We start from the raw sequence: 25,885 nt of genomic DNA on the forward strand, positions 1-25,885 counted from the left end.
AACTTATTGGCAAAGTCTATTTTTGAGGTTATAATTCTTAGGATTTTTTTCTGCGGGAAGCCAAACCACCTAAACCAGCGATCGCCAACAAACCTAATGTTGTGGAAGGTTCGGGGACAGAGGTAGAATCAGATACAACGGTTCCATCGGGTAAAGTACCAGAAAAACCGTTCAAAGAACCGAGTTGATTTTGGTTAATATTGGCATTGAGTAGATTAACATTGACGAAATTCCCACCCATTAAATTTGCTCCGGCAAAATTGGAATCAGTGAGATCCGTATCGGTAAACGAACTGTCTCCCAGATTAGCTCCAGAAAAATTACTTCCAGGAATATTACTGTTTATCACTTCAACAGAGATTAAACTAGTATTGGTAAAATCAGGAGGAGTCGGTTCGTTTGCGTTAGTCGTGAAAAGACTATTTATACTCAGTGGGTCAATAACAATACCTACTTCCAAAGTTGCATTATCAATACGGGCGTAGTCAATTATCGCATTAGAAAAGTTAGTTCCATTGAAGTTACTATCAGAAATCACAGCTAACAGTAGGTCAGATCCAGAAAAATTGGCATTAGTCAGGTTACTGCCAACATAGGCAGTGTTTCTAGCAACTGTATTAGAAAAGTTGGCATTGGTAAGATTGGCACGAGAAAAATTACTAAAGTTGACATTAGAATTAGCAAAGTTGGCTCCAGAGAGATCCGCTAGAATGTAACGCACCCCACCTAGTACACCATTATTAGAAAGGTTAGCGCCAGAAAGATTAGCTCGATCAAAGGTAGCACCATTGATTATAGCCAAGCCCAGATCAATGACTTCGGCGCGATTGAAGACAGCAAAAGAAGCATCGGAAAAATTCGCTCCAGCTAGATTAGCACCTACGAAGTTGGAACCAGCTAAGTTAATCCCTGTGAAGTCATAACCAGGAAGGTTAAACCCAGAGAAGTCCATCTCGACTAGCTTCGCTCCTGTCAGATCATTGTTTAGGAAAAAATTCTCATTAATGTTGTCAAAGATAGGGCTAATAAAGAGTGCAGTTGGATCAGTTAGAACGGAAATAATATCAACATTAGATCCATTAAAAGTAGGACCGTTAAATACTGCATTCGTAAGGGTATTGTTAGAAAAATTAGTATTACTAAAATCACCAATCATAATTGAATCAGTGAAATTTGTATTGATGAAGGTCGATTGTGCAAACAGTCCAGTGGACTGGGCGTTAGTGAAGTTAGCGTTGGTAAAATTGGAGTTTATATAGATGGGAAAATCATCTATAACGTCCGAGAAATTAGCCCCTGTAAAGTCAGAATCAAAAACAAAATTTCCAGAAAATTCACGACCGGAAAAATCAGCCCCAGAAAGGTCACATCCTGAACAGGAACCAGTAGTTAAAAACGTTTGCAGGTCATTTTCATTAAAGGCTTGTACTTGGGCTGAACCCGCAAATCCTAAAAGGACAGTAATCGCTGAAATAGTCCCTATCTTCCGTGAATTGAGATTGTTAAAAGAATTGAGCATGATGGTTAATACTGAAAAAAACTAAATGTGTTGTAAAGCATTGCTCCGAGGCAGAAGAAGGTTGACATCCTCACGCGCCCTAAAAGGGCGGTGATTCCTCGCCACGCCACTTGCTTAGAGTGGTCGCTGAATGGGGTTGACTTTTCACCGAGATGTGCTTTCAGATCGAAAGTCTTATCTTCTCTCCGCGTCCGTTGTTTTGTTCACACTGAAAACATATCACGATAAATATGGATATTTCCGCCCAAAAAGTATTGATTTTAAGAGAAGACTTGCCTTTAAAGTATAGAAAGTCTAAAAAGTATGATCCCGATTGGTGATAAGATTAAAACTTACTCACTTCTCACTTTCTCTTGTTCTAGGAGACAAGTATTAAAAGAGGTTGGGGTATCTAAAATTTTAAATGGTAGTATGGTATGGATATAGAAGTTGCCATTAATCTAGTAGATAAGCTTGTTTTTCAAAAAAATAATCAACATCTAAGTTGCATTCAAATCAATTTATTACGAAGCGTTTGGTTAAATCAATCTTATGAAGAACTAGCAGAAATTTGTTATTGTTCAGTTTCTAATATCAAGATGGTAGGCTCAGCATTTTGGACAGAATTATCGCAAATTTTGGGAGAAAAAGTGACTAAAAGAACAGTGCGGGCAATTTTAGAATCCTATCACCAAGATTTAAAACAGGGGAAGTTAAGAAGAACAACAATTAAGACGGGCAATAATAATAATAATTTACGCAAAACAGCTAATACCATAAAAACAATAAAATCTGAGGAAATACCTGATTCTTGGTTTGATTCTGAGATATTATTTCGACTGACTGAGAGATTAGATAATTCTTTAAAGACGATTTCTACTAATTGTAATACTGATCTCATTCCAATTAAGTCCCTTTCAGAAAAACTGCAACTGATAAATAGTTTAAGCAGACAAAAATATTCTCTAAATCGAACTTCTTTAGATATTATCAATATTTGTCGCAATTTAATTAATGATTTTAACCTTCATTATCCTAACCGAAGGATTATTCTTTCACTTTTTGAAGAACCTGTTTTACCTCATTATGATCTCAGTGTCAGTACCTTGATAGATGAAAAGTTAGTACAAAATATTCTCAAAAATTTACTCTCAAATGCCTTACAATATTCTAATCCTGAAAGTATCATTACTCTTGATCTAAATGTAGAAGAACAGAAGGGAATTTTTACAGTGATAGATGAGGGAATTGGTATTCCTCCAGATGAATTAGAACAGGTTTTTCAGCCCTGTTATTCTGCGACTAATGCTCGTCAATGGTCTGGAGATGGTTTAGGATTAACCATTGTGGAAAAAAGTGTTAGATTGCATCAAGGTCAGGTTTCTGTGGCTAGTCAGCTAAAACAGGGTTCTACTTTTATCGTTGTGTTACCAGTTGTTTGAACTATTTAGTTAAATCAACTATAACAATCTTACATACAGATGTAAACGCTATAATAGATGAATAAATAAATTATGTCTAATTACGCCAAGCCGATAAGAGAAAATCAGAAAAAAATTAGATTACTAAGCTTATTATTTGCTTTCTTATTAGCTTTTTTACTCTTGTTAACTTTACGACAAAATAAGAGTTATAGCTATTCGGTTAAATCAGAAAATAGACCCATTATTTTAAAAAGCAATAAAATTAAATATCCTATTAGCTTAAATTTAGATATTTTAGAAGATAAGAGTCGCAAATTAACTATTAAAGAAATTACCTCTCCAGAATATTCAAGTCAATTTATCCCCAACAATCAAAAAACCCCTAACTTGGGTTTCTCTCCCAGTAATTTTTGGGTTAGATTTTCCGTTAAAAATGAAGCATATCCCGATCTTAAATGGTTATTAGTATTAAATGATGCACGGATGGGTTATATTGATTTTTATATTCCTACTCCAGATAAATCAGATTTTATTGTTAAAAAAACAGGTAAAGCTTTTCCTTTTAAAACCAGAGATATTCCCCATCATAGTTTTGTTTTTAACCTACCCATAGCACAAAAAGAAGAAACGACGTTTTATTTTCGATTCAACGCTATTACTACCATGTATTTTCCCTTAGCTATTTGGGAAAGAGAATCATTTTTTCGTGCAGAGAATAAAATGATATTTATTTTGGGGCTACACTATGGAATGCTTTTAATTATGATAGGTTATAATTTTTTCTTGTTTATCGCTTTGCGAGATAAAAGTTATTTTTATTATGTGTTATTTGTGATTTTTACCACTATAAATCAAGGGATGCGTCAAGGTTTTTTTGAACAATATATATTGACAAATTATAATAATAATTTATTATTTCCCTTCGTTAATATAACTAGTGTAATACTTTTGTTGGAAGTTGCTAAAAATTTTCTTAATTTAAAAACAAATTCTTTAAATCTATATCGGATAACAGTAGTAGCACAAAGTTATTGTTTAATTTTATTTCTTATATTTCCTATTAATCCAGTTATAGTCAACAAATTTTTTATCCTTTCTCTTTTGTTAATCATTGTTTTTCTGTTGATAACTGGTTTTTTGGTTTATAAAAAAGGATACCAACCTGCTCGATTTTATTTGTTAGCACAGGTTGCTATTTTTGCTTCTTTCCTATTTGCTAATTTAGAGAATTTACAACTCATGCCTTCTTCAGAATGGGCGGTTGACAGTCAGTTAACTTCTACTGTTATCTTAGTCTTATTATATTCTTTAGCGTTAGCAGATATAATCAACTTAATCAAAAAAGAGAAAACAGAAGCCTTATTTTTAGCTTTAGAAGCATCTCAGCAAAATCAAAGATTAATTCAAGAACAAAATATTATTTTAGAGAGAAAAGTTAATGAACGTACCAAAAAACTGCAAGAAAATGAAATACAGTTAAGAGAAGCGAAGGAAAAAGCGGAAACTGCTAATCAAGCTAAAAGTACCTTTATTGCCAATATGAGTCATGAATTACGGACTCCTCTCAATGCAATTTTAGGCTTTAGTCAATTGATGCAAGATTCGGAAAAGTTATCTCCTGATTATCGAGAAAATGTTAATATTATTCATCATAGTGGTGAACATTTACTCACTTTAATTAATCATGTTCTTAATTTGTCAAAAATTGAAGCAGGTAAATTTGTTCTTGATCTGACAAATTGTAATCTTTATGAGTTACTGGATGAATTAAAAAAAATCTTTCTTCTTTCTGCTAGAAATAAAGATTTAAACTTATCCTTTACTAAAGAGTCAAATGTTCCTCAATGGATTAAAACTGATGAAACTAAACTAAAACAAATATTAATTAATATTCTTGGAAATGCCGTTAAATTTACTAATTCTGGTACGGTATCTTTACGAGTAGCGAGAGAAAATAATACCCTTATATTTGAGATCGAAGATACAGGAATTGGAATTGCTCAAGAAGAAATAGACAAGGTTTTTAAATCATTTTACCAATGCAAAAATTTACCCCAATCTCAAGAAGGAACGGGATTAGGATTAACGATAAGTGAAAATTTTATTAAGTTAATGGGAGGTAAAATTACGGTTCAAAGTGTGATTGGTAAAGGAACGACTTTTCGCTTTTTTATCGAATTAATTGAAGTTAATCATCATGAAATAAAAAGTCCAGTCAATCAACAACGAGTGATAGGTTTAGAACCCAAGCAACCCCACTACAAAATTTTAATTGTAGATGATAATATAGCCAATCGTCGGTTATTATTGAAACTGCTACAACCCCTAGAATTTTCTCTAAAAGAAGCTGCTAATGGACAAGAAGCTTTTACTATTTGGCAAAAATGGCATCCTGATTTAATTTTTATGGATATCAGAATGCCAGTCATGGATGGTTTTCAAGCAACCGAGAAAATTAAAGCGACACCTCAAGGAAAAACAACAATTATTATTGCTGTTACTGCTAGTGTATTAGAAGAAAAAGAAACATTGATTTATGAAGCCGGGTGTGATGGATTGATTCGCAAACCTTTTAATGATATCGAAATATTTGAAGCATTACATCAACATTTAGGGTTCCGTTATATTTATGAATCTTCTGTAGATGCTCCATTATTACCGACTTCGGAAGACTTGCTGACTCCTCAAGATTTAAAACAGTTACCGCAAGCATGGTTAGATAAAATGTATGAAGCTATTTATAAAGGTGATATTATGTTAGCCTCAGAACTAATTACCGAAATTAGTCGTGATTATCCTGTTTTGGGGCAACAATTGACACAATTACTAGATAATTACGAGTTTGAACAACTATTAACCTTAACTGAACAGGGTATCAAGAAGAACTGAAGCTAACATTAATTAGCTATTGAAAACACTTGTCGTGAACAATCTTTGCCCCGTACTGTTGATACTCTTGCTTAGTAATCCAAGAACCATTCTCATTAAGGAGCGGTGCCATCTTATCTCCTCCGCGCCAAGCTGCATTTTCCGGTTCATTTGCTTCAACAATTTTTACTGTTGCATTTGGTGGTGCTAATGCTGCAACTCGATCCCGAAGTTTTGTAGAAATTCCTGTATACATAGAACTGCTACCAGTGAGGATAATATTAGAATAAAGGGAGTGACGTACATCGCTATCGCAACGAAAAATTGAAGCATAAACTCTGTCGGCGATATTTGCAACTTCTTGGTCGTTAATCTTGTTTTCTTTTAAAGAGTATTGAATTATGGCATGGGTGAAAGGAGAGCCTTGATAGCAAGGGACTATAACGAGACAAGAACCATTCTCCCCAAAGTTTATGACAGTTCCGTTAAGGTTTCCCCCATCATAAAGGGCTAATAGTTCCCTCATTATTAAATAAAATCCTGATACCTTGAATGTCTCGAAGAAAATTTGCGTCATTTTTTCTCGATTGACTTCTGAGTTGAGAGGGGGTTCAGTAATAATGATAGAATGCTGGGATGGATCGACACCTAGTTGCTTAAAGGTATGAGATAAAACATCCTTCATACCATCCCAGTTTGTCACCATACCATAAGCATCCATTGGAGCTTTCGATGTAACAGAATTAGTCGGGAAGACGACCGTAGGCGTATCACCACTTGATAACCCTGCTCTAGTATAATCAGGTTTACTGTCGATAATGATCGGTGAGTTCATAATTTTTTACCCCAGTATTTGGTTGATTTGGTGTTTGGTGTTTAACTGAATCTTACTGGATAAATAATATCAGAAACCATTCAGAAATTTTATTCTAAAAAGTATAAATTTTACAAAAAAATCCCCGGAAAGTATAAAAAGTATAAAAAGTATAATCTAGAAAATCGAAGGATAAATGATGACAGAAAAGAACATTAAACAAGCCAAAATTTTAATCATTGATGATAATCCTAGTAATCTAAAATTATTAACAAAAATTTTAGTTGAACAAAATTACCGTGTACGAATTGCCCCTAGTGCCAAATTAGGAATTAATAGCGTTATGGCTGAAGCTCCTGATTTGATTCTTTTAGACATTAAAATGCCAGATATGGATGGTTATACCATTTGCCAGCAATTCAAAGCTAATGAACAAACCCGTGATATTCCCATAATTTTTGTTAGTGGATTGGAAGATGTTATGGATAAAGTCAAAGCGTTTAAGATGGGAGGCGTTGATTATATTGTGAAGCCTTTTGCTACGGAAGAAGTTATCGCTAGAGTAGAAAATCAATTACAAATTATTAAAAAACTGCAAGAAAACAAATAGAGGTCTAATCTTGTAGATTTCTTTTGAGAATAAATCTAAAATAATTGCTCTGAAAAAAAATTAAGATTTTCTTTAGAAATAGAGTCATTAACAATCAACAGTTAAGCTGAGTGGAGTTAGGGTTGATTTAGATACAGAAATCTCAGATGAAAACGTGCTAAATTAGCCTGAGGGGAATCTAATTCTTCAAATTCGTCATCATTACATTACATTTCCTAATTCCCCAAAAATTGTCCTAGCTTTCATCCCTACTCTATCAACGGCTAAGGAAAAAAACAACTTTAATCAGGTATTTTCTATGACATATCTTGCGGATCAGAATACGACTACCCAGGCTAATTTAGGGGCAGAAAATGTTAACCCCTTAACGACAGCGACAGGGGTTTATGTCACCCTTCATGGTCACTTTTATCAACCTCCCAGGGAAAACCCCTATTTAGATACCATTGAACGACAACCCAGTGCTTATCCGTTTCGTAACTGGAATGAACGCATTGCCCATGAATGTTATCGTACCAATGCTTTTGCGAGAATTTTCAACCCTCAAGGGGAATTAATCGGTATTGTTAATAATTTTGAGTATTTAAGCTTCAATATCGGCCCTACTTTGATGTCCTGGTTACAAACCCATGATCTCGAAACTTACCAGCGCATTATTGAAGCCGATCACAAGAGTTGTCAACGGTTGAATGGTCATGGCAATGCGATCGCTCAAGTCTACAATCATATTATCCTGCCCTTAGCCAACAAACAGGACAAATACACCCAAATTCGTTGGGGAAAAGCTGATTTTCGTCATCGTTTTGGTCGTAACCCCGAAGGAATGTGGTTAGCCGAGACAGCCGTTGATTATGCCACCTTAGAGGTGTTAATCGATGAAGACATCAAATTCATCGTTTTAGCTCCAACTCAAGCCGAGAGATGCCGTCCCTTTGCCACAGAGGAGACATCTAACCCCGAATGGCATGAAGTGGGTGGGGGACAAATTGATCCCACCCGTCCCTATCGCTGTTTTATTAAAGATGGACGATATTTAGATATATTCTTCTATGATGGCCCGATTTCCGGCGATATTGGCTTTGGGGATGTGTTGGAGAGTTCCCAACATTTAGCGGGAAGAATTGGCCGCGCTATCAAAGGGGATCATCGTAAGTCTCAAATTATCAGCATTGGCACCGACGGCGAAACCTTTGGCCATCATAAGCGAGACAAAGAAAGATGTATTGCCTATGCTTTTACGGTCGAATTTCCCCAAAGAAACTGGACTGTTACCAATTACGCCCATTATTTAAGCATTTGTCCCCCCGTTTGGGAAGTAGAATTAAAGCCCGTCACCGCCTGGAGTTGTATGCACGGGGTGGATCGTTGGCAAGATGACTGTGGTTGCGGTGGTGGTGGGGAATGGCACCAAAAATGGCGGCGACCCCTCAGAGATACCTTAGACTGGTTAAGAGATCAATTAATTCCCACCTATGAACAGACAGCGGGCCAACTGTTTAATGATCCTTGGCGGGCGAGAGATGAATATATTAAAGTAATCTTAGATCGCTCTGTGGAAAATGTCGAAGAATTCCTCAGTCGTCATCAACGTCATGCCCTTTCCCCTGCGGAACAAATTGATGCTTTACGATTATTAGAAGTGCAGCGTCATTCGTTATTAATGTATACCAGTTGTGGCTGGTTTTTTGAGGAGATTTCTCGTCCTGAAGGAACCCAAATTTTACGCTATGCGGCCCGGGCTTTAGAATTAGCTGGAGAAGTTGCAGGGTTGAATTTAGAGAAGGAATTTATTAGCCGTTTAGCTGCTGCGCCGAGTAATGTAGAAACCTACAAAGATGGGGCAGATGTTTACTATCATTTGGTGGTTTCTTCCCAGGTTAATTTCCAACAGGTAGCGGCTCATTATGCCATTAGTTCCCTGTTTACCAAGTATCTTCCTCAACAACAAGTTTACTGTTATGATGCTCAGCAATTTGACTACGAAAAGCAACAATTAGGAACTTTAACTTTAGCAGTAGGACAGGTAAAATTAACCTCAAAAATTACTTGGGAAAGTCATCATTTTACTTTTGCCGTCTTACATTTAGGAGGTTGGGACTTTCATTGTTGTATTCAACCCTTTAATGGACGTTTATCCTATAGCGAGATTAAAGAACAATTATTTGATCTCTTTAAACAAGCAAGTGCGGCCCAAATTATCTTAGCAATGGGTAAACTCTTTGGGGAACAGTCTTTTAGTTTACAACATTTGTTTGCGGAAGAACGTCATCGTATTATGAACCTATTAACGGTGAAAACTAAGCAACATTTGGATCAACTTTATACCCAAGTTTATCGAGATAATTACAGCATTTTAGCCGCTTTTCATCGGGATGAAATTCCTGTTCCAAAAGAGTTACAAGTCGCTGCTGAAATTGCCTTATCTCATCGCTGTTTAACGACAGTTCGGGCCTTAGAAAAAAGCCTTGAGGAGCAAACGGTAAAAGATACCCATTTAGAGGAATTAACGATCCTTGCGACAGAAGCGAGTCATCTCTCTTGTGTGTTAGATGTTCCTGAAGCAAAACAAACTCTAGAACGGTTAATTCTTAAAATTTTAGGGCAAGTTTTAAATGATGAAAGTTCGGTTGATTTAGAACAGGAAATTAAGCCCCTGGAACGAATGATTGAACTTGGGAAACAATTGAATCTAGACTTATCTTTGGATAAAGTACAAGAGCTTTATTATCAGTTCTTGTATGAACAATTTGTGCCGAATTGTGTTGATGGTAATGGCAAGCAAGAAAGTCTTCCCGCTTGTCGTTGGACTCCTTCTCAACTCTGTCCTTTGTTAAATTTAGGGGCAACTTTGGGCATTAATGTTAGTCCTTGGTTGTAATTAGTTAGATTGCTAATTTTGTAGAGACGTTTCATTAAACGTCTCTATATTTATTTTTGACTTGTTTTGAGATAAATTTAGTCATTGTGTTACTAATAAACAGTCTGAAGATACAACACAGCCTAAACTAAAACCATTAAAAAATCCCTAACTTAGTCACCATGAATTCTATTACCTGGATTGGTCTAATTGCTGGTACATTAACAACAATTTCCTTTTTTCCCCAATTCCTAAAAACCTGGAAAACTCGCTCAACTAAAGATATTTCCTTAGAAATGTTTCTCCTCTTTTGTACGGGACTTATACTCTGGATAATTTATGGCGTATTTATCCAAAATCTTCCTCTTATTATGACTAATGTTGCTACCTTTATTCTGGCATTCCCAATCTTAGTTTTGAAACTTAAATATAAATAATTCAAAAAAAATCCCGCATCTTAAACTGATTAAACTGAAGAAAAATTAATCAAGTTTGTGCGGGATAAAATCACTAAGTCTAAGGAAATCTAATCTTCGTCACGGGCCGGAAAAGCTTCCTCAATTTTCCAGATAATGTTTTTATGATCAATAAACCAACTGCGGGTTTCGGGGGTTAATTGTTCCCAAATAATATCGATGGGAATATGAGGGGAAGCATACTGATATTTTTGTCCTAATTGTCTCAAATTGTCGATCACATGATTGGATAAACCAAACACAGACAAATCAACCTGAAACTGCCTCCCGAAGACTCCCCCACTGGGATCAAAAATAAGTTGTGATGCTCTTACTAAATCAGCAAAGTGCTTCGGTTTGAGTCCTGTCACTTGCTGAATTTCCATCGCTCGGCTATTTGTTGACTTCATAGCTACATTCCTTGGATAGAATTCTGTAGCTATTGTAACTTATGAAGGTAAAAATCCTCTTATTTAAAGTCTGCAAATGATGACTAATTATCGAATTATTAAGATTATCATAGATTAGTTACATTTTTGTAAAAATCTATAACCCAAATATACTGTTTTAAGAACAAATATTAACAAAAGATTAGTTTTTCATAAGCCATTAAGGGCTTATGAAAAGGCTAAAATAATTAGATTAAAAGATACTTAATCTAATTGTTGACTGATTAGATAACGAAGTCATTCGTCAGAAGTTTGTTTAATCACTTAGCTGCTGGGTAAATTTTGACTACCATAAGCATCAATTTGGAAGGCGGGAATGCGATCGCTATCAACTTCTTTACCTGTCACTGACTTCGCTAAGATTTCAAAGGACTCAGAACGCCAGTTTCTTTCATGGATAGGTTTGGTTTGTTCACCGCGAAAATAAGCCTGGGTGCCAATTACAGCAGCCGCAACCCAACCGACGACTAATAAGGAAATTACTAGGGTTAACATAATGATTTACTCCGTTTGTTAAGTTTATTTAACTCTTATGTAAATAAATGTAACAGAATATTGCCAAAGAAGTCAATCTAATCTATATACGGTTTTTACACCAGATGGCTGCGGGTTTCACCTAATCTTCCGTTTCAAGGTTAAATAAATCTTTTTTGAGGTTTTTGACTCTATATATGATATCTATCTCTGATTAATACTGTTTTTCTCTGTCTAACGTCGCTTTTTAATGTTTTAAAATCAGCAATATCTTCGTTAGAGTTAAACATTAATCGTATTGTTTAAAAATAGTGGCTCTACCGAACCTGCTATGTAAAACTATTAAAAAATATAGGCTCAAACCCTTAAGGGTTAAGCTATACAGACAAAACCCGCCTACGCGGGTTAAATTTAGTCCCCGAAAGGAGACTTGGTACTTGGTTTCTATAGTATCAGGCTTCAGTCTGTATGTGGGTGTTGATTTAGCATAACAAGTTCGGTAGAACCGAAATCATTATTCAAAAGCCAAATATTCAAGGATATCAACCCCGCTTATTCTAGTATTTCTCACTAATAAAGTTTCATCTGTGGTAGTCCATTTTTAGGAAGACTACTTAAAAAACGATGACGGAAATCATCAGATACAGCAGAAACCAATAAACTTAAAATTGCCAATATAGTTGAAACAACAGCTAATTTAACTGAGATACCGATCACAAAAAATAACAAGGTTAAAATCACAAAAAAGATGGTTAAATAGCGAGAATATTGCTTAATCTTTTCTAATAAAACCACAGAACTACGACAACTCGGACAATATTTAGTATGTCGATTCCAACGATCATATAATTGCTCATCTGTCAAGCCTTGATAGGACTTTTCTTCGCCATTTTGCCAAGCAGGTTTTCCCCCTGCAAATTCATCTAACCACTTTCTAAAGGTCAAAATCCCAATATCAGCAGGAGCAGGTAAAAAATAAGCTTTATTCCAAGGTTTATCTAAGGATGATTGTAAGGTTTCTTGACCGTGCATCACCGTTAAATCTTGATCGCTTAATTGATAGTTTGATAAATGTTGTAAGCCTGTGCGTAAATTTTTAGGTAGTAGATCTAAGAAAAAATTATTTTGAGAAAAACTACTATTAGAAATAAACTTGCCAATGTAACGACAATAACCTGGTTTTGTGGGAATAAAATATAATTGAAATAGGAAAAGACTTCCGTTAGGATAACGATAAATTGTGGTATTACAACAAGGAGGACTAAACTTTCTCGTTGCCTCCATATCCTTATTAAACAGATTATAACCGCTATGTTTTAAGGTAAATCCTGCCTCTGCTGAAATTTCTCCTACTGTTTCAAAAGTTGTAATAGGCACAGTTTTATCAGGAGAAAATCCTGCTATTCCTTCATGAAGAAATTGAGCATGGGAAGGGTCAAAACTACTTTCAAAAGACACAATATAACCGACCGGAACTTCTGACAAATGCCAGTCAGTTGCAGTTACATCTAGACCACATTCTGGAATAATTGCAGGTTGTTTTAACTGACAATCTGTAAAGGCAGTTTCACTACTATCGGGCCATACCCATAATAATCCTTGATTAACTTGGGTGGGATAAATTGTAACTTTTGATCGGGAACTTTTACAAGCAGTTTCTAACCCTTCATTACCAGCTAACATCGGAATTTTAGTACAATTTCCTGTTTCATCAAAACACCAACCATGATGGCGACACATTAACGTGCCATCTGCTTGTATTTTTCCCATAGAAAGGGGTGCTAATTTATGGGGACATTGATCATCCATGATCACCCATTTCTGTTGTTTATCCCGCCAAATAACTAACTTTTTACCTAAAAGCGTAACAGGAGTAGGAATCGCCGGATCGAGATAACTTAAAGGGCTAATAGGATACCAATTTTGAGTCCAGGAAAATTGCGTTGTCATAATGCTTAAAATCTTGATTTATGCTTCTTAATACTCAATTAATGCAGAAGATAGACCATTAGTAATAATTAAAATACTCAGGCTGTACTGATATTATGACAAAAATTTAGGCTATCTTGGATCGACAGTCTTATTTGCTCAAGGAATGAACTATGGCCTAACCTTGATAATTTGTGATTTGTACTCCATCTTTACATAAGATGAGATAATGTTACAAATCTTTATTAAAAGTCTGTTATCCTGTAAACTACTCAAAGATCAATGATAATGTTGCTAAAGGAGCAAGAAACCGCTATGCAGTCGGCCGAGACGCTGCAAACAGTCCCCAAGGAGTTTCTCAAACCCCCAGGGGGGTTTAACCCCAATGTGGCAATGTTTTTTACCGCCTTGTCCCTCATTGCTTTGTCAATTTGTGGTTATTGGTTATGGGGATGGCCGAGTTGGCTATGTTTTATTTCTGATGTTCTTGCCCTTCATCTGTCGGGTACAGTGATTCATGATGCCTCTCATAATGCTGCCCATCAAAATCGCGTGATTAACGCCATTTTGGGTCATGGTAGCGCGTTAATGTTAGGTTTTGCCTTTCCTGTCTTTACAAGGGTTCATTTACAACACCACGCCCATGTTAATGATCCTGATAATGATCCCGATCATTTTGTTTCAACCGGGGGGCCATTGTGGTTAATTGCCACGCGTTTTTTTTACCACGAAATCTTCTTTTTTAAGCGTCGTTTGTGGAAAAAATACGAATTATTGGAGTGGTTTTTGAGTAGATTATTTTTGTTTACAGTTGTGTTTCTTGCTATTCATTACGGATTTATTGGCTATGTCATGAATTTTTGGTTTGTTCCTGCCTTAGTTGTCGGGGTTGCTTTAGGGTTATTCTTTGATTATTTGCCCCATCGTCCTTTTCATGAACGTGATCGTTGGAAAAATGCTAGAGTTTACCCTAGTGCGGTTTTAAACCTCATGATTTTTGGGCAAAATTATCATTTAATTCATCATCTTTGGCCGTCGATTCCTTGGTATAAATATCAACCTGCTTATCATGCAACTAAACCTTTATTAGATGCCAAAGGATGTGAGCAATCTTTAGGTTTATTAGAAAGAAAAAATCTCTGGAACTTCCTCTATGATGTCTTTTTAGGGATTCGATTTCATCATAAAAAGTCTTAATCCTCAATTGAGTTCATGAATTATCTGGATGAACCAATAATCCCCCGTCACAGCGTTAGCTTGACGGTGGGAGTGTCAATGAACTTCCCACCAACCGAAAAGAGGGCCAATAACACGCACCGTTAGCCAAAGCGCGACCATCCCCCCAATACCAAGCCAAGCTCCTCGCGTTGTCCATTGGTAGAAGGCATCCGCTTGACGTTTCGTGATAGGAACCCATGACAAAATGCGTTCCTCTTGACCATACTGTTCGCCTAAAGCTGTTTTACGACGTTTTGCTTCACCCATCAGTCATGCCATAACTCATCTATTTTGATCATAACCTTTTCAGGAGAAATATTAAAAACTTTGGCAGGTTAGTTTTCTGATGTCCCCTCCCGTCGTAGCATAAATAATGAGATACAGCTTTTGGGGGAGCGATGGCAGTTTATCGAGTTCGGTTAATCAATCCCATTACTCAGAGCGATCGCATTCTAGAAGTGCCTGACGATCAGTACATTTTAGATATGGCTGAAATGGCAGGAATGCGCTTACCATCGGGATGTCTTCAAGGAGAATGTTCTCTTTGTGTGGCCAAACTAATTGAAGGAAAAATCGATCAAAGTGAGCAAACATTTCTCAATTCAGATGAGATTAAGGCCGGTTATACGGTTACTTGTGTTACCTATCCGCGCTCAGATTGTGTCTTAGAAACCCATCAAGAATCTGTCCTTTATAAAGATGCTTTATATTTGCATTCTTAGGGATTCACACCTGTTAAAAGGACTTATTTTTATTACTGTTAACTTACTTACTCCTAATATGATGACTCAACCTAATACGACTTTAACTGTTGATGAAGCCCAAAAAATTATGGCAGATTATAGCTGTCCCCACGTTAATATTGTTGACTCTAACTCCGAGGAAGAAAAATTGCGTCAAGCGATTAAATTAGTATCAAGTCTTTGCGATACTCAAAATCTTGGCATTTGCGCTGATAATTCTCAGGAAGGCTTTAAAGCTCTTAAAAGTTATCTTAAAGCCTTGGGTTATTCTGATGAATTAGATATTAAGACTTCTCTCCCCAAACAAACTCCAATTTATCTCAAATTTAGTACGGCAAAAATGTCTTATTATGTTGATTCTTATACGGGAAGTTATCGCGGTGTTTTAATTTCTTGTCAATGTGAAGACCCGACTTTAATGGGAACTTATGGTCATTTTTCCTTGAATTTATTTGACTAAAGATAGTGGACAATCAAAATTAAAGCAACTGTAAAATAGAATTCAATCTTAGGGCTTAATATTATTAAGCCCCTACACAATATCTCGGTTGATAAGTCTTAATTTATATTGATCGGGTATAATAAAAAGTAATTGAAAACAATAATAAAATTGAGTCTAACCTATCAATGGCAAAACTTAGTCTTGGAACTCGCTTATTTTTATCCCATTTATTGGTCATGTTTGTGGGATTAGGGAGTTTTATTTGTATTGCTAAAATTTCCTCTCCTCGAATGTTTGTTGTACGCTTAGAACAACTCGAACAACGGGGATTTTTTACCGTTCGTTCAGCGAGAACTTATTTAGTAAAAGGCTTTGAAACAGCGTGGGATAATAGTGCTGTTTGGTCAGTAATTTTTGGGGTAAGTGCATCAGGAGGACTCAGTTATTGGGCTTCTCGTCGTATTATGAAACCTCTAAATCAGATGAAAGATATTACAATAAAATTAGCAGAAGGTCATTTAGATGAACGAATGCCAGAAAGTGAAATTCCTGAATGGAATCAGTTAGGAAATAGCTTTAATCTCATGGCAAGTAGTTTAGAAGATGTGGAAAAAAGACGACGTGAATTAATTAGTGATATGACCCATGAATTACGCACACCTTTAACAGTTGTGAGAGGATATTTAGAAGAATTATCTAACGGAACGGTAGAATCTTCTCCTGAACTTTATGTCCGTCTTATTCAAGAAACTCGACGTTTAGAAAGATTAATTCATGATCTCCAAGAACTTTCTAAAGCAGAAGCGGGTTATTTATCTATTAGTTTACATCAAATTTATTTGGTTCCTTTATTAACATCATTGGTAGATAAATTTTCTGATCAAATTATGGAGGATGGCCCGATCATTCAGTTAAAATGTCCTCCCGAATTACCCGCAGTTTTAGCTGATAGTGATCGCACAGAACAAATTTTAATCAACTTATTAGGTAATGCGATTTGTTATACTGAAACAGGAAGCATTACAGTACAAGCTTGGCGAGATAAACATAAAATTTGGGTCGCTATTATTGATACAGGAATTGGTATTAACTCTGAAGATTTACCCTTTGTTTTTGAACGGTTTTGGCGAGCAGATAAATCTCGATCTCGTTATTCTGGTGGGACAGGAATTGGCCTAGCAATTACCCGCCGTCTGGTAGAATTACAAGGGGGTGTAATTGAAGTAGAAAGCGAAGTAGGAAAAGGTAGTTGTTTTCGCTTTTCTCTGCCCATTATTTAACCTATTTGAAGACGTTTAAAAATAATTTATGTGGTCTTTTCCAACTAAATCTATTACTCTAAATAATCTTGATGTTAATCTTTGGTGCATGAATCTTGATTTATCTAAAGATCAAGTTGACGAACGCTTCCACATTCTCAATGATCAAGAACAAATTAAGGCAAAAAGATTTCAATTTGAACAACATCAAAGACGCTTTATTGTTGCGAGAAGTACCCTAAAAATCATTTTAAGTCGTTACTTAAATATTCCCCCCGATCAGATTACTTTTGAATATAGTCCTTTGGGTAAACCTAAATTAAGTAATGAAATCAATTCTCAAAAAATAGAATTTAATTTATCTCATTCTCAAGAATTAGCTATTTATGGAATTACTTGCGATCGCCTGATTGGAGTTGATGTAGAATATATAAGACCGATGCCTGATGCAGAACAACTAGCTAAGCGTTTTTTTTGCCCTCAAGAAGCTGAAAAAATTAACACTCTTTCTTCTCCTGATAAAGACAAAGCATTCTTTCAATTATGGACAGCCAAAGAAGCCTATTTAAAAGCAACAGGGGAGGGAATTAGCGGAGGTTTAGATAAAGTAGAAATTTTCCTTGATTCTCCGCTACAATTAATTAATCTACCTCATTGGCAATTATTGTCTTTTACTCCCCAAACTGATTATTTAGCCGCGATAGTTGTTGCAGGAAACTTAGGAAATGTTAGCTATTGGAAAGCTGACTATTGACTAAGTAACAAATAAGAAATAGCAATTAATAATTAAATGCTTTAAACCCCTTATGATATCCTTACCCATTTCTGACAGTTTAGAACACCGTTTAAAGACCCTTCCTTCTGAACCTGGTGTCTATTTAATGCGAGATCATCGAGGGGAAATTCTCTATATTGGGAAGTCAAAAAAACTGCGATCGCGGGTTCGTTCCTATTTCCAAAATGGTCAACCCCACAGCCCCCGTATTGCCTTAATGGTGCAACAAATAGCAGATATTGAATTTATTGTAACCGATACAGAAGCAGAAGCCTTAGCCTTAGAAGCAAACCTAATTAAACAACATCAACCCTACTTTAATGTTCTCCTAAAAGATGATAAAAAATATCCTTATGTTTGTATTACTTGGTCGGAAGCTTATCCGAGAATTTTTATTACCCGTAAACGACGCTTAAATAATCAACGCGATCGCTATTATGGCCCCTATGTTGATACTCATCATCTTCGTTCCACTTTACACCTCGTTAAACGCATTTTTCCCCTACGTCAGCGTCCCCGTCCCCTATTTAAAGATCGCCCCTGTTTAAATTATGATATTGGTCGCTGTCCAGGGGTTTGTCAAAGTTTAATTACCCCTAATGATTACCATAAAATTGTGGAAAAAGTGGCCATGGTTTTCCAAGGACGTACAGAAGAATTACTCGCTAAACTGCAAGAACAAATGGCAAAAGCTGCAACTGCCCTAAATTTTGAACAAGCAGCCCAAATTCGAGATCAAATTAAAGCCCTCAATGTCTTAGGAATTGATCAAAAAGTCGCTTTACCTGATGATACTGTGTCACAAGATGCGATCGCTTTAGCAGCAGATGAACAATACACTTGTATTCAATTGTTTCAAATTCGGGCAGGGCGTTTAGTGGGAAGATTAGGGTTTTTTGCTGATACCGAGTCAGGCACTCCAGGCAATATTTTACAACGGGTTTTAGAAGAACATTATTGGCAAGTTGAGCAGGTGGAAATTCCCAGTGAAATTTTAGTTCAATATGAGTTACCAGAAACAGAAATTCTGGCTCAATGGTTGAGTGAAAAAAAAGGCCGTAAAGTTAATTTTATTGTTCCTCAACGACAACAAAAAGCCGAGTTAATTAGTTTAGTTGAACGGAATGCGGGTTATGAATTAGCAAAAACTCAGCGTCATGTAGAACAGAATTTATTAGCCCTAGAAGATCTCGCCCAATTATTAAATTTATCCGACTTACCCCGTCGCATTGAAGGATATGATATTTCCCATATTCAAGGATCAAATGCTGTTGCTTCTCAAGTAGTGTTTATTGATGGAGTTCCGGCAAAACAATCCTATCGTCATTATAAGATAAAAAATCCTACTGTTACGATTGGTCATTCCGATGATTTTGCCAGTCTTGCTGAAGTAATTGATCGCCGTTTTCGTTCCTATCAAAATAAAACAGAGGAAGAATTATTAAAGTTAGCAGATTATCCCGATTTAATTATGATTGATGGAGGAAAAGGACAACTTTCTTCTGTAATTAAAGTGTTACAAGATCTGAAGCTTTTTCCGTTTTTAAATGTGATTAGTTTAGCCAAACAACGAGAAGAAATCTTTTTACCTGGAGAGTCTCACCCATTAGTAACTGAACCGGAACAACCAGGGGTACAATTATTAAGGAGAGTTAGGGATGAAGCCCATCGATTTGCTGTTAATTTTCACCGTCAACAACGACTTAAAAAAAGTCGGCGATCGCGGTTAGATGAAATCCCCAATTTAGGTTTTCAAAGACAAAAACAATTATTAGCTCATTTCCATTCTCTTGATTATATTCGAGAGGCTTCTATTGAAAAATTACAAGAAGTATCAGGTATTGGCCCCGCTTTAGCAAGAGATATTTATCATTACTTTCATCCTGAAGCTTAAGGATCTTTCTCACTAGAATACTTTTTCAGCAAGCCCTACATAGGTTGATGATAAGCCATGACAATGAGTGAATCTTCGGCTGCAAGTCTCTGAAAATGACTTTGTTTTGGATTCAGTAGGATCTCTCCATTTCCTCGTTTAATACCAATTAGAATCAAGGGATTTTCTTCATGAGATCCAAGATCATTACTAATCCATTTACTCAGTTCTATAAACGTTTTACCCAGTAAATATTTTGGATACTGCTCTGGGGTAATATAATAAAACTCATTGGAGCAATCTGAATAAGTTAGTAGTTGCTGATAAACCACAGACATATTTTTGAATACAGCACTTTGAGCAATAATTCCTGAACTGTAATCTCGCGCTGAAATTACTTCATCAACACCCGCTTCTTTCAGATGTCGCCGACGGCCTAAATTGACCAACTCTCCAACGACGTGAATATCTTTTTGTCGGTTAGGGATTTGTTCGAGATGTTTAATCGCCAAGGCAATTAGAGCGTTTTTTTCATCGGGACCTTCAGTTTCTTCATCGGCTAAGAGAATGATGGCTTTAGCTTGAGAAGCTTGAAACTTTTCTAAGGTAACATGATGGGTAGGATCTGCTTGAATAAAATAGACATTCCTCTGACTTTCCAAATCATCAAGGTCTTCGATAACTGATGAAGAAATGATCACAATGTCTCTTTGGTGATGCTTATTAGCCTCAAGCAACTGATGGATAATTGTCGGAGCTTTGTTATTCCAGTTACAGATAATTATATGGTCGTTAAAATTCTTCACAACTTTCTCCTGTAAAAGAGCATGAGCGATAAATAATGAGGAAATCTTGCCAACAATGGTTCCAAAAGCCAAGGTTCCAAAAACTAAAAGAAACAATTGGATAACTCTTCCCGTAATTGTTGTCGGTTTCTCTGGATATTCCCCCATTAGGGTGATAATGGCATTCTCTACAACCTCCCAAGCGGCTGCTTTTGACATGAATCCATTTTCACTCCATAATAGTAAGGTAATCAGACTAGCAATGAAAGCGAAAATTGCTATCACAATCGGCAAAAATTTCAAATAAACACTTTGCATCGAAGACAAGACATAAGAAAGTACATACTTAATTTAACGGTTTTTTTTGCTGATCAACTGAGATCTTGCACCTAGTCTAAAATCCCCGACTTTTTGCAAAATATTAACGAGTTTATCAGGGTTTTAGGCTTTAAAAGTCGGGGATTTGTTGTTTTTCAATCATGGTGCAAGATCTAAGATCAACGTGAGTTCGACGAAACTGGGTTATGGTAGAGTTTAGGAGCCAGGAGTAAGGAGTCAGAATAGTTAATTTGACATCCTCACGCGCCCTTCGCTATCGCGCTTAGGGCGGTGATTCCTACTAGAACAAACTTAATTGTTCGTACTTTAGGTGGGTTGACGCTTCACAGAAATGTGCTTTCTTTTGCGAAAGTCTGACCTTTTCTCCACGTCCGTTTTTCGTCTCAGAATGTCTTTCCGCGACACTTAAAATATTCGTTGAAGCGTTAATATCTCTATCGTGAATACTAAGTGGTCGGACATAAATAAGCGTAGGGTGGGCATTGCCCACCAAAAGGCTAAAACGCTGATCTAGAGGTTATTGTGGGCAATGCCCACCCTACAAGTTGTATTCGTTTAATTATGTCCGACCACTTATTACAAAAAAGGCAAGTCCATTCTCTGATTGAGAGTTCTTTTTTACCTCCTTTTTCTCCACAACAAGAGCAAGTTTGAGAAGTTGGTTCCCATCGATTAATTACCCTAACGTCTCGCCCATACATTTCACCTTTAGCTATTAGCATGGTACGAAAACTACGCCACCCTAAATCTGAGATAGCACGGGAAAGCTTACGATTTTTAACCATTCCACTAACGTTTAAATCTTCTAAAGCTATCAGTTGGTTTTCCTGAATTAGTTTAGTCGATAGTTTATGCAAAAAGTCAGTTCTAATATCGGTTATTTTTGCGTGTAATTTAGCTACTTTTAATCTTGCTACTTCGCGTCTTTTACTCCCTTTCTGCTTGCGTGATAAATTTTTTTGAAGTCTTCTTAATTGTTTAAGGTTAGACTTTAAAGGTTTGGGTGCTTTAATCTTTTCACCATTACTTAATGTAGCAAAATCAATGATACCTAAATCTACTCCTATTGAAGCTTCGGCTCCGCTCAGCTTCAACACCGAGCGTAGTCGAGGTGTTGAGTTATTATTAGGTGTTAATGGAATAGGATTAACTTCACATACAAAACTCAAAAAATATCTATCAGCACTGTCTTTAATTACGGTAACAGACGATGGTTTAGAGGGTAATTCTCTACTCCAAACTATCTTTAATTTACCTATCTTAGCCAAGTATACATTGTGCTGATTAACTTTAAAGCCATTATTAGTAAATTTAGCTGATTGTTTAGACTTACGCTTTTTAAATTTTGGAGGTTTAACTTTTTTACCTTTTCTTTTTCCTGTACAAGAATCAAAAAAGTTCTTAAAAGCTATATCTAGATCCCTAAGACTTTGTTGCAAAGGAACGGCAGAAACTTCACCTAACCAAATCTTTTCTTCTGTCTTTTTGAGGCTCGTTAACCGACTAGAAAGTAGTTTGCTATCTGGTTTTTTCTTCCCCTCTCGATACTCTTGTTTGCAATGAGCTAAAGCATCATTAAAAACTACCCGACAACATCCGAACAGTTTGGCTAAATGCCATTTCTGTTGGTCTGTCGGATAGATCCTAAAACGATACCTTTGTTTCATTACTTTAACTCAATTTTGATGTATACTCTGATTATAGAGTTGCAGCCAGAGTATGTCAAGACCTAAGAAAATCCAATTTAATGTTAATGAGCGCGAATATGAGACACTCAAAGAATATGCTGAATACCTCAATATTTCAATGGCTGAGGTCTTAAGAGACTATATTAAATCCCTAGAAAGCCGTCCTAAAAGGCTTGCACTGAGCTTGCCGAAGTGACGGGGTTTTAAACCCAATTTTCTGATAAAAGGAAATTATGGAATTTAAGGGCAATAATCAAATAAATCTCCCGTATTCTTTGACTTAATTCTTTATATTTCTCCTAGCGCGGTGAATTCTGACCCTAGCTCATACATTAATGAAAAGGACAACCAGAGGTTAATTTGTGGAGAAAAGAACTATTATCAAAATAATGCTCAACGGACAGAATTTTTAAGTCATCAGTTACTTTTACCACACTTAAACCGACAATTTCAATGGTTTCTCCCGTCGGTTGATGCTCTTTATAAGGGCCGCTAAATGTTCCCCAATGTCGCCATTTAAACGTCACATTTGGGGGGCCAGATACTACTTCTACTAATTCCCAAAGAAACCCATTAGGAAAGGCATTATGAAACAATTCAAAGGAAGATTTAAAGTTCTCTTCTGTCGGATCATAAGCTTTAGTTTTGTCAATAAAAAGATTATAAGTTCCTTGATCGATCACATCTTGAGCAGTATAAATAGGGCCTCCATTACTACTCATTTGAAACTTATCAGCAACAATAGACAACCACTGTTGAGGGTTCAACTTATGGGAAGCTTCCATCTCAAAAGTTCTGACTAAATTTTGGGCGATCGCTTCTAAAGACCCCAAGGGATGATTATATTGACTTTCTTTCTGCAAAAATTGGTCAGTATGGGAATAGTCAGGACGTTTCCCTTCCCGCCATTCTACCCCTTCATCGTGAGCCAAAACTGTATTGCGATCTTGTACCCAAAGAGGCAATTCAGCGCCGTTATCTTTACTCATTTAACTTTTTCCGTGGCGAGTCTATTACAAGTTTATTATAAAAAAAAAACAGGGTAATTAATTATAATAACCCTGAAATTTTCCTTAAGTTTTCATCAATTATTGCGACCGTAAGTCAGGGTTAATACCCTCGCCAAACTCCCACCAATATTCCTTGTACTTTGACTTGAGTAACTTTAACTTCAATGGGTTGATACTTGAGGTTAGAAGGTTTGAGAATCACCATATCTCCCTCTTGATAAAACCGTTTTAAAGTGTTTCCATAATTCTCAACTCTAGCAGCCACAATTTCCCCATTTTTTAAGGTTTCATCCGCAACAGGATAACGCATAATGGCTAAATCTCCCTCCGTAATGAGATCATCAATCATGCTATCTCCTGTCACCCGCAAGCCATAATAATTATTGGGTTGCAATAAATGAGATAAGTCTAATTTCTCTTGTTCATCCGTAAAAGGCTCAACTAAACCCCCAGCAGCAATGGCTCCTAAAATGGGAATTCCTTTGGGTTTAGCGTGCAGAATTCGCATGGTGCGGGCTTTTCCTTCAGTCCAATCAATATAGCCTTTATTTCTCAGTCTTTCTAAACGACTTTGTACCGGGGCCGGCGATCGCAAATTCATGGCTTTCATCATTTGACGAATGGACGGGGCGTGTTGCTTTTCGTTAATATATTGAACAAGCCAGTCGTATAATTCTTTTTGAGCAGGTGTTAAAGCTTCCATCACAATTGCCAATCTTCAGAACATGGGTACTATGATAAACCTTTTTGAGCCAATTGATGCAAATATTAATAATTAAGCTTTGTCGTCAGTTGCAGTTTTATCTAGAATTATAAGCGAATAATTAATTTAGATGATATTTTAAGACTTTGACTAAATTAAAACTTGATTTAAAAAGCCGTCTAGTAAGAAAGAAACGTAAAAGAACGTTTAAACGCCTATTCATACTCATCTTTTTTGCTGTTATCGGATTTATCTTCAGTAGTTTAGTCTACAATGTTGGCGTAAGATTACCGCTCAATTCCCATCAACCCGTCGATGGAATTTTGGTGCTAGGGGGCAGCATTCGGCGAGAAATGTATGCAGCCCAATTAGCCCGCCAAGATCCTGACATTCCCATTATCATCTCTCAAGGCTCAAAAGCCCCTTGTGTTAAGCTTATTTTCGAGAGAGAACAAGCCTCCATGGAGCAGGTTTTGCTCGAACAGTGCGCCCATTCAACCTTTGAGAATTTTTTCTTTTGTGTTCCCCTACTCCATCAGCGAGGCTTTAATAAAGTCAAACTGATCACGTCGGAGAGTCATCTTCCCAGAGCTAAATGGCTGGCACAAATTCACTTAGGGGCTAAAGGCATCGCCGTTGAAGTGGATACGGCTAAGGAAATTGGCGTTCCTGGCAATAATGAATCGAGCTTAAAAACCTTCCTGGATGTCACCCGCAGCTTAATTTGGGCTGTATTTAGCCAAATAATTCAACCTCCCTGTTTAAGCGTTACACCCCTTAAGGAAGTCAACCTCTCAGATTGGTATGCTCAAGGATTTGATTGTGAACGTCAGGGAGGTCTTAATCGCTAGGGTTATAATCGATGATGATTAGTTAGGATGTCGCCTGCCAGTCCGAGCAAGCGACTACATTCCCCCAATCTTCCCAAATTTCACTAATAATTTGCAGTTCCTTCAGGCTTAATGCCCTAGCTGCCTGTTCCGCTTTTTGCTGAGATACTCCGGCTTTAACCAGTTGTTTTTGATAAGACTGCTGAAGTTGATCGCAGGTCATGGCTTTTCCTCTACACAGTTAAGTAAGATTTAGTTGCTTATGACAGCTAGTTTAAAGGATAAATGTTAGCGATCGTGTATAACTTGTATAACTTGTTCACTTTCGCTAAAAATAACAATTGAAGAAGGCAGGAGACAGGCTTCGTTCGTGAGATCAGTCCCAACCCCTAACCCCCAAAACCTACCCCCTTGCCTTGTTATAGCTTCACTTCAATCTCAACCCCAGCGGGTAAATCTAATTTCATCAAAGCATCAATGGTTTTAGAAGAAGGCTGATAAATATCGATGATACGACGGTGAGTCCGAGTTTCAAAATGTTCCCGTGAATCTTTGTCAACGTGAGGCGATCGCAAAACACAATAAATGCGGCGTTTGGTCGGTAGGGGAATAGGGCCAATGGCTTTGGCATCAGTGCGGTTAGCAGTATCGACAATTTTCTCACAGGAAGTATCCAGTAAGCGACGGTCAAAAGCCTTTAAACGAATGCGAATTTTTTGTTGAGCAAGGGTAGCCATAATGTTTAATTTTCCAGGTTCAGGAATGATGTCAACGTATCTTGAGAGAAAATGAGTGACCAGCAGAGGTTCCCCTTAACTGGTCACTGTTCATTGTCTGGTTGT

At 36.7% G+C, this 25,885-nt stretch carries 24 protein-coding genes; 12 read left to right on the forward strand and 12 right to left on the reverse strand.

Going from position 1 to position 25,885, the window contains the following annotated elements:
- Window positions 1-37: 37 nt before the first annotated feature.
- On the reverse strand, window positions 38-1,519 hold the full coding sequence (locus VB691_RS24805) for a pentapeptide repeat-containing protein (RefSeq protein WP_323294199.1): 1,482 nt from the start codon (window positions 1,517-1,519) through the stop codon (window positions 38-40).
- Window positions 1,520-1,935: 416 nt separating this feature from the next.
- Between VB691_RS24805 and VB691_RS24810 the strand changes: the two genes are divergently transcribed.
- Window positions 1,936-2,940 (forward strand): sensor histidine kinase, encoded by a 1,005-nt coding sequence (locus VB691_RS24810; protein ID WP_323294200.1) that lies wholly within the window; start codon window positions 1,936-1,938, stop codon window positions 2,938-2,940.
- Between the two features lie 72 nt (window positions 2,941-3,012).
- Window positions 3,013-5,811, forward strand: coding sequence for a hybrid sensor histidine kinase/response regulator (locus VB691_RS24815; RefSeq protein WP_323294201.1), 2,799 nt, complete (start codon window positions 3,013-3,015; stop codon window positions 5,809-5,811).
- Between the two features lie 16 nt (window positions 5,812-5,827).
- On the opposite strand, the gene VB691_RS24820 is transcribed toward VB691_RS24815, so the two are convergent.
- On the reverse strand, window positions 5,828-6,625 hold the full coding sequence (locus VB691_RS24820; protein WP_323294202.1) for an actin family protein: 798 nt from the start codon (window positions 6,623-6,625) through the stop codon (window positions 5,828-5,830).
- 175 nt (window positions 6,626-6,800) lie between these two features.
- On the opposite strand from VB691_RS24820, the gene VB691_RS24825 reads away from it, so the two are divergent.
- From VB691_RS24825 to VB691_RS24835, 3 genes are all read left to right on the forward strand, one after another.
- Window positions 6,801-7,214, forward strand: a complete 414-nt coding sequence (locus tag VB691_RS24825; protein ID WP_323294203.1) for a response regulator — start codon at window positions 6,801-6,803, stop codon at window positions 7,212-7,214.
- A 298-nt stretch (window positions 7,215-7,512) separates the two neighbouring features.
- Window positions 7,513-10,092: a DUF3536 domain-containing protein gene (locus VB691_RS24830; protein WP_323294204.1), complete on the forward strand. Its 2,580-nt coding sequence runs from the start codon at window positions 7,513-7,515 to the stop codon at window positions 10,090-10,092.
- Between the two features lie 161 nt (window positions 10,093-10,253).
- Window positions 10,254-10,508 carry a SemiSWEET transporter gene (locus VB691_RS24835; RefSeq protein ID WP_323294205.1) on the forward strand — a complete coding sequence of 85 codons (255 nt, stop codon included), beginning with the start codon at window positions 10,254-10,256 and terminating at the stop codon, window positions 10,506-10,508.
- 89 nt (window positions 10,509-10,597) lie between these two features.
- Here the strand turns inward: VB691_RS24835 and VB691_RS24840 are convergent, their stop codons facing one another.
- The 3 genes from VB691_RS24840 to VB691_RS24850 all read right to left on the reverse strand — a co-directional run bounded on the left by VB691_RS24840 (window position 10,598) and on the right by VB691_RS24850 (window position 13,399).
- Window positions 10,598-10,936 carry a hypothetical protein gene (locus VB691_RS24840; protein WP_323294206.1) on the reverse strand — a complete coding sequence of 113 codons (339 nt, stop codon included), beginning with the start codon at window positions 10,934-10,936 and terminating at the stop codon, window positions 10,598-10,600.
- 303 nt (window positions 10,937-11,239) lie between these two features.
- Entirely contained in the window at window positions 11,240-11,470 is a 231-nt protein-coding gene (locus tag VB691_RS24845) for a photosystem II protein, Psb35-related (RefSeq protein ID WP_323294207.1), read from the reverse strand.
- Window positions 11,471-12,019: 549 nt separating this feature from the next.
- A complete protein-coding gene (locus tag VB691_RS24850) occupies window positions 12,020-13,399 on the reverse strand; it encodes a Rieske 2Fe-2S domain-containing protein (protein WP_323294208.1) in 1,380 nt (459 codons plus the stop codon).
- Between the two features lie 294 nt (window positions 13,400-13,693).
- On the opposite strand from VB691_RS24850, the gene crtR reads away from it, so the two are divergent.
- Window positions 13,694-14,575: a beta-carotene hydroxylase gene (crtR, locus tag VB691_RS24855; protein ID WP_323294304.1), complete on the forward strand. Its 882-nt coding sequence runs from the start codon at window positions 13,694-13,696 to the stop codon at window positions 14,573-14,575.
- 75 nt (window positions 14,576-14,650) lie between these two features.
- On the opposite strand, the gene VB691_RS24860 is transcribed toward crtR, so the two are convergent.
- Window positions 14,651-14,863, reverse strand: coding sequence for a DUF2839 domain-containing protein (locus VB691_RS24860; RefSeq protein WP_323294209.1), 213 nt, complete (start codon window positions 14,861-14,863; stop codon window positions 14,651-14,653).
- Window positions 14,864-14,994: 131 nt separating this feature from the next.
- Here VB691_RS24860 and VB691_RS24865 point away from each other — a divergent pair, with 131 nt between their 5' ends.
- From VB691_RS24865 to uvrC, 5 genes are all read left to right on the forward strand, one after another.
- Window positions 14,995-15,318 (forward strand): 2Fe-2S iron-sulfur cluster-binding protein, encoded by a 324-nt coding sequence (locus tag VB691_RS24865; protein ID WP_323294210.1) that lies wholly within the window; start codon window positions 14,995-14,997, stop codon window positions 15,316-15,318.
- Between the two features lie 61 nt (window positions 15,319-15,379).
- Window positions 15,380-15,799: a DUF1824 family protein gene (locus tag VB691_RS24870; RefSeq protein ID WP_323294305.1), complete on the forward strand. Its 420-nt coding sequence runs from the start codon at window positions 15,380-15,382 to the stop codon at window positions 15,797-15,799.
- Between the two features lie 167 nt (window positions 15,800-15,966).
- On the forward strand, window positions 15,967-17,061 hold the full coding sequence (locus VB691_RS24875) for a HAMP domain-containing sensor histidine kinase (RefSeq protein WP_323294211.1): 1,095 nt from the start codon (window positions 15,967-15,969) through the stop codon (window positions 17,059-17,061).
- 28 nt (window positions 17,062-17,089) lie between these two features.
- On the forward strand, window positions 17,090-17,794 hold the full coding sequence (locus VB691_RS24880) for a 4'-phosphopantetheinyl transferase family protein (RefSeq protein WP_323294212.1): 705 nt from the start codon (window positions 17,090-17,092) through the stop codon (window positions 17,792-17,794).
- A gap of 52 nt (window positions 17,795-17,846) precedes the next feature.
- On the forward strand, window positions 17,847-19,709 hold the full coding sequence (gene uvrC, locus VB691_RS24885) for an excinuclease ABC subunit UvrC (RefSeq protein ID WP_323294213.1): 1,863 nt from the start codon (window positions 17,847-17,849) through the stop codon (window positions 19,707-19,709).
- A gap of 35 nt (window positions 19,710-19,744) precedes the next feature.
- On the opposite strand, the gene VB691_RS24890 is transcribed toward uvrC, so the two are convergent.
- The 4 genes from VB691_RS24890 to lexA all read right to left on the reverse strand — a co-directional run bounded on the left by VB691_RS24890 (window position 19,745) and on the right by lexA (window position 24,213).
- The gene (locus VB691_RS24890) at window positions 19,745-20,758 is read right to left on the reverse strand and encodes a potassium channel family protein (RefSeq protein ID WP_323294214.1); all 1,014 of its coding nucleotides are present in this window, start codon (window positions 20,756-20,758) and stop codon (window positions 19,745-19,747) included.
- Between the two features lie 551 nt (window positions 20,759-21,309).
- Entirely contained in the window at window positions 21,310-22,479 is a 1,170-nt protein-coding gene (locus tag VB691_RS24895) for an RNA-guided endonuclease TnpB family protein (protein ID WP_323294215.1), read from the reverse strand.
- A gap of 353 nt (window positions 22,480-22,832) precedes the next feature.
- Window positions 22,833-23,489 (reverse strand): SnoaL-like polyketide cyclase, encoded by a 657-nt coding sequence (locus VB691_RS24900; protein WP_323294216.1) that lies wholly within the window; start codon window positions 23,487-23,489, stop codon window positions 22,833-22,835.
- Window positions 23,490-23,610: 121 nt separating this feature from the next.
- On the reverse strand, window positions 23,611-24,213 hold the full coding sequence (gene lexA, locus VB691_RS24905; protein WP_323294217.1) for a transcriptional repressor LexA: 603 nt from the start codon (window positions 24,211-24,213) through the stop codon (window positions 23,611-23,613).
- 146 nt (window positions 24,214-24,359) lie between these two features.
- On the opposite strand from lexA, the gene VB691_RS24910 reads away from it, so the two are divergent.
- On the forward strand, window positions 24,360-25,064 hold the full coding sequence (locus VB691_RS24910) for a YdcF family protein (protein ID WP_323294218.1): 705 nt from the start codon (window positions 24,360-24,362) through the stop codon (window positions 25,062-25,064).
- Between the two features lie 22 nt (window positions 25,065-25,086).
- On the opposite strand, the gene VB691_RS24915 is transcribed toward VB691_RS24910, so the two are convergent.
- Both VB691_RS24915 and rpsJ read right to left on the reverse strand, forming a co-directional pair.
- Window positions 25,087-25,266, reverse strand: a complete 180-nt coding sequence (locus VB691_RS24915; protein ID WP_323294219.1) for a hypothetical protein — start codon at window positions 25,264-25,266, stop codon at window positions 25,087-25,089.
- A 196-nt stretch (window positions 25,267-25,462) separates the two neighbouring features.
- Window positions 25,463-25,780, reverse strand: coding sequence for a 30S ribosomal protein S10 (rpsJ, locus tag VB691_RS24920; protein WP_323294220.1), 318 nt, complete (start codon window positions 25,778-25,780; stop codon window positions 25,463-25,465).
- Window positions 25,781-25,885: the final 105 nt, after the last annotated feature.

Source organism: Crocosphaera sp. XPORK-15E, assembly GCF_034931425.1.
Lineage (GTDB): Bacteria > Cyanobacteriota > Cyanobacteriia > Cyanobacteriales > Microcystaceae > UHCC-0190.

Bases quoted from the DNA above. Each gene is read 5' to 3' on its own strand.
- VB691_RS24900 (WP_323294216.1), bottom strand. From the start codon at position 23,489: ATGAGTAAAGATAACGGCGCTGAATTGCCTCTTTGGGTACAAGATCGC.
- VB691_RS24815 (WP_323294201.1), top strand. From the start codon at position 3,013: ATGTCTAATTACGCCAAGCCGATAAGAGAAAATCAGAAAAAAATTAGA.
- VB691_RS24860 (WP_323294209.1), bottom strand. From the start codon at position 14,863: ATGGGTGAAGCAAAACGTCGTAAAACAGCTTTAGGCGAACAGTATGGT.
- rpsJ (WP_323294220.1), bottom strand. From the start codon at position 25,780: ATGGCTACCCTTGCTCAACAAAAAATTCGCATTCGTTTAAAGGCTTTT.
- VB691_RS24850 (WP_323294208.1), bottom strand. From the start codon at position 13,399: ATGACAACGCAATTTTCCTGGACTCAAAATTGGTATCCTATTAGCCCT.
- VB691_RS24915 (WP_323294219.1), bottom strand. From the start codon at position 25,266: ATGACCTGCGATCAACTTCAGCAGTCTTATCAAAAACAACTGGTTAAA.
- VB691_RS24865 (WP_323294210.1), top strand. From the start codon at position 14,995: ATGGCAGTTTATCGAGTTCGGTTAATCAATCCCATTACTCAGAGCGAT.
- VB691_RS24825 (WP_323294203.1), top strand. From the start codon at position 6,801: ATGATGACAGAAAAGAACATTAAACAAGCCAAAATTTTAATCATTGAT.
- VB691_RS24840 (WP_323294206.1), bottom strand. From the start codon at position 10,936: ATGAAGTCAACAAATAGCCGAGCGATGGAAATTCAGCAAGTGACAGGA.
- VB691_RS24835 (WP_323294205.1), top strand. From the start codon at position 10,254: ATGAATTCTATTACCTGGATTGGTCTAATTGCTGGTACATTAACAACA.
- VB691_RS24870 (WP_323294305.1), top strand. From the start codon at position 15,380: ATGACTCAACCTAATACGACTTTAACTGTTGATGAAGCCCAAAAAATT.
- uvrC (WP_323294213.1), top strand. From the start codon at position 17,847: ATGATATCCTTACCCATTTCTGACAGTTTAGAACACCGTTTAAAGACC.
- VB691_RS24810 (WP_323294200.1), top strand. From the start codon at position 1,936: ATGGATATAGAAGTTGCCATTAATCTAGTAGATAAGCTTGTTTTTCAA.
- VB691_RS24820 (WP_323294202.1), bottom strand. From the start codon at position 6,625: ATGAACTCACCGATCATTATCGACAGTAAACCTGATTATACTAGAGCA.
- VB691_RS24875 (WP_323294211.1), top strand. From the start codon at position 15,967: ATGGCAAAACTTAGTCTTGGAACTCGCTTATTTTTATCCCATTTATTG.
- crtR (WP_323294304.1), top strand. From the start codon at position 13,694: ATGCAGTCGGCCGAGACGCTGCAAACAGTCCCCAAGGAGTTTCTCAAA.
- VB691_RS24845 (WP_323294207.1), bottom strand. From the start codon at position 11,470: ATGTTAACCCTAGTAATTTCCTTATTAGTCGTCGGTTGGGTTGCGGCT.
- VB691_RS24805 (WP_323294199.1), bottom strand. From the start codon at position 1,519: ATGCTCAATTCTTTTAACAATCTCAATTCACGGAAGATAGGGACTATT.
- VB691_RS24880 (WP_323294212.1), top strand. From the start codon at position 17,090: ATGTGGTCTTTTCCAACTAAATCTATTACTCTAAATAATCTTGATGTT.
- VB691_RS24895 (WP_323294215.1), bottom strand. From the start codon at position 22,479: ATGAAACAAAGGTATCGTTTTAGGATCTATCCGACAGACCAACAGAAA.
- lexA (WP_323294217.1), bottom strand. From the start codon at position 24,213: ATGGAAGCTTTAACACCTGCTCAAAAAGAATTATACGACTGGCTTGTT.
- VB691_RS24830 (WP_323294204.1), top strand. From the start codon at position 7,513: ATGACATATCTTGCGGATCAGAATACGACTACCCAGGCTAATTTAGGG.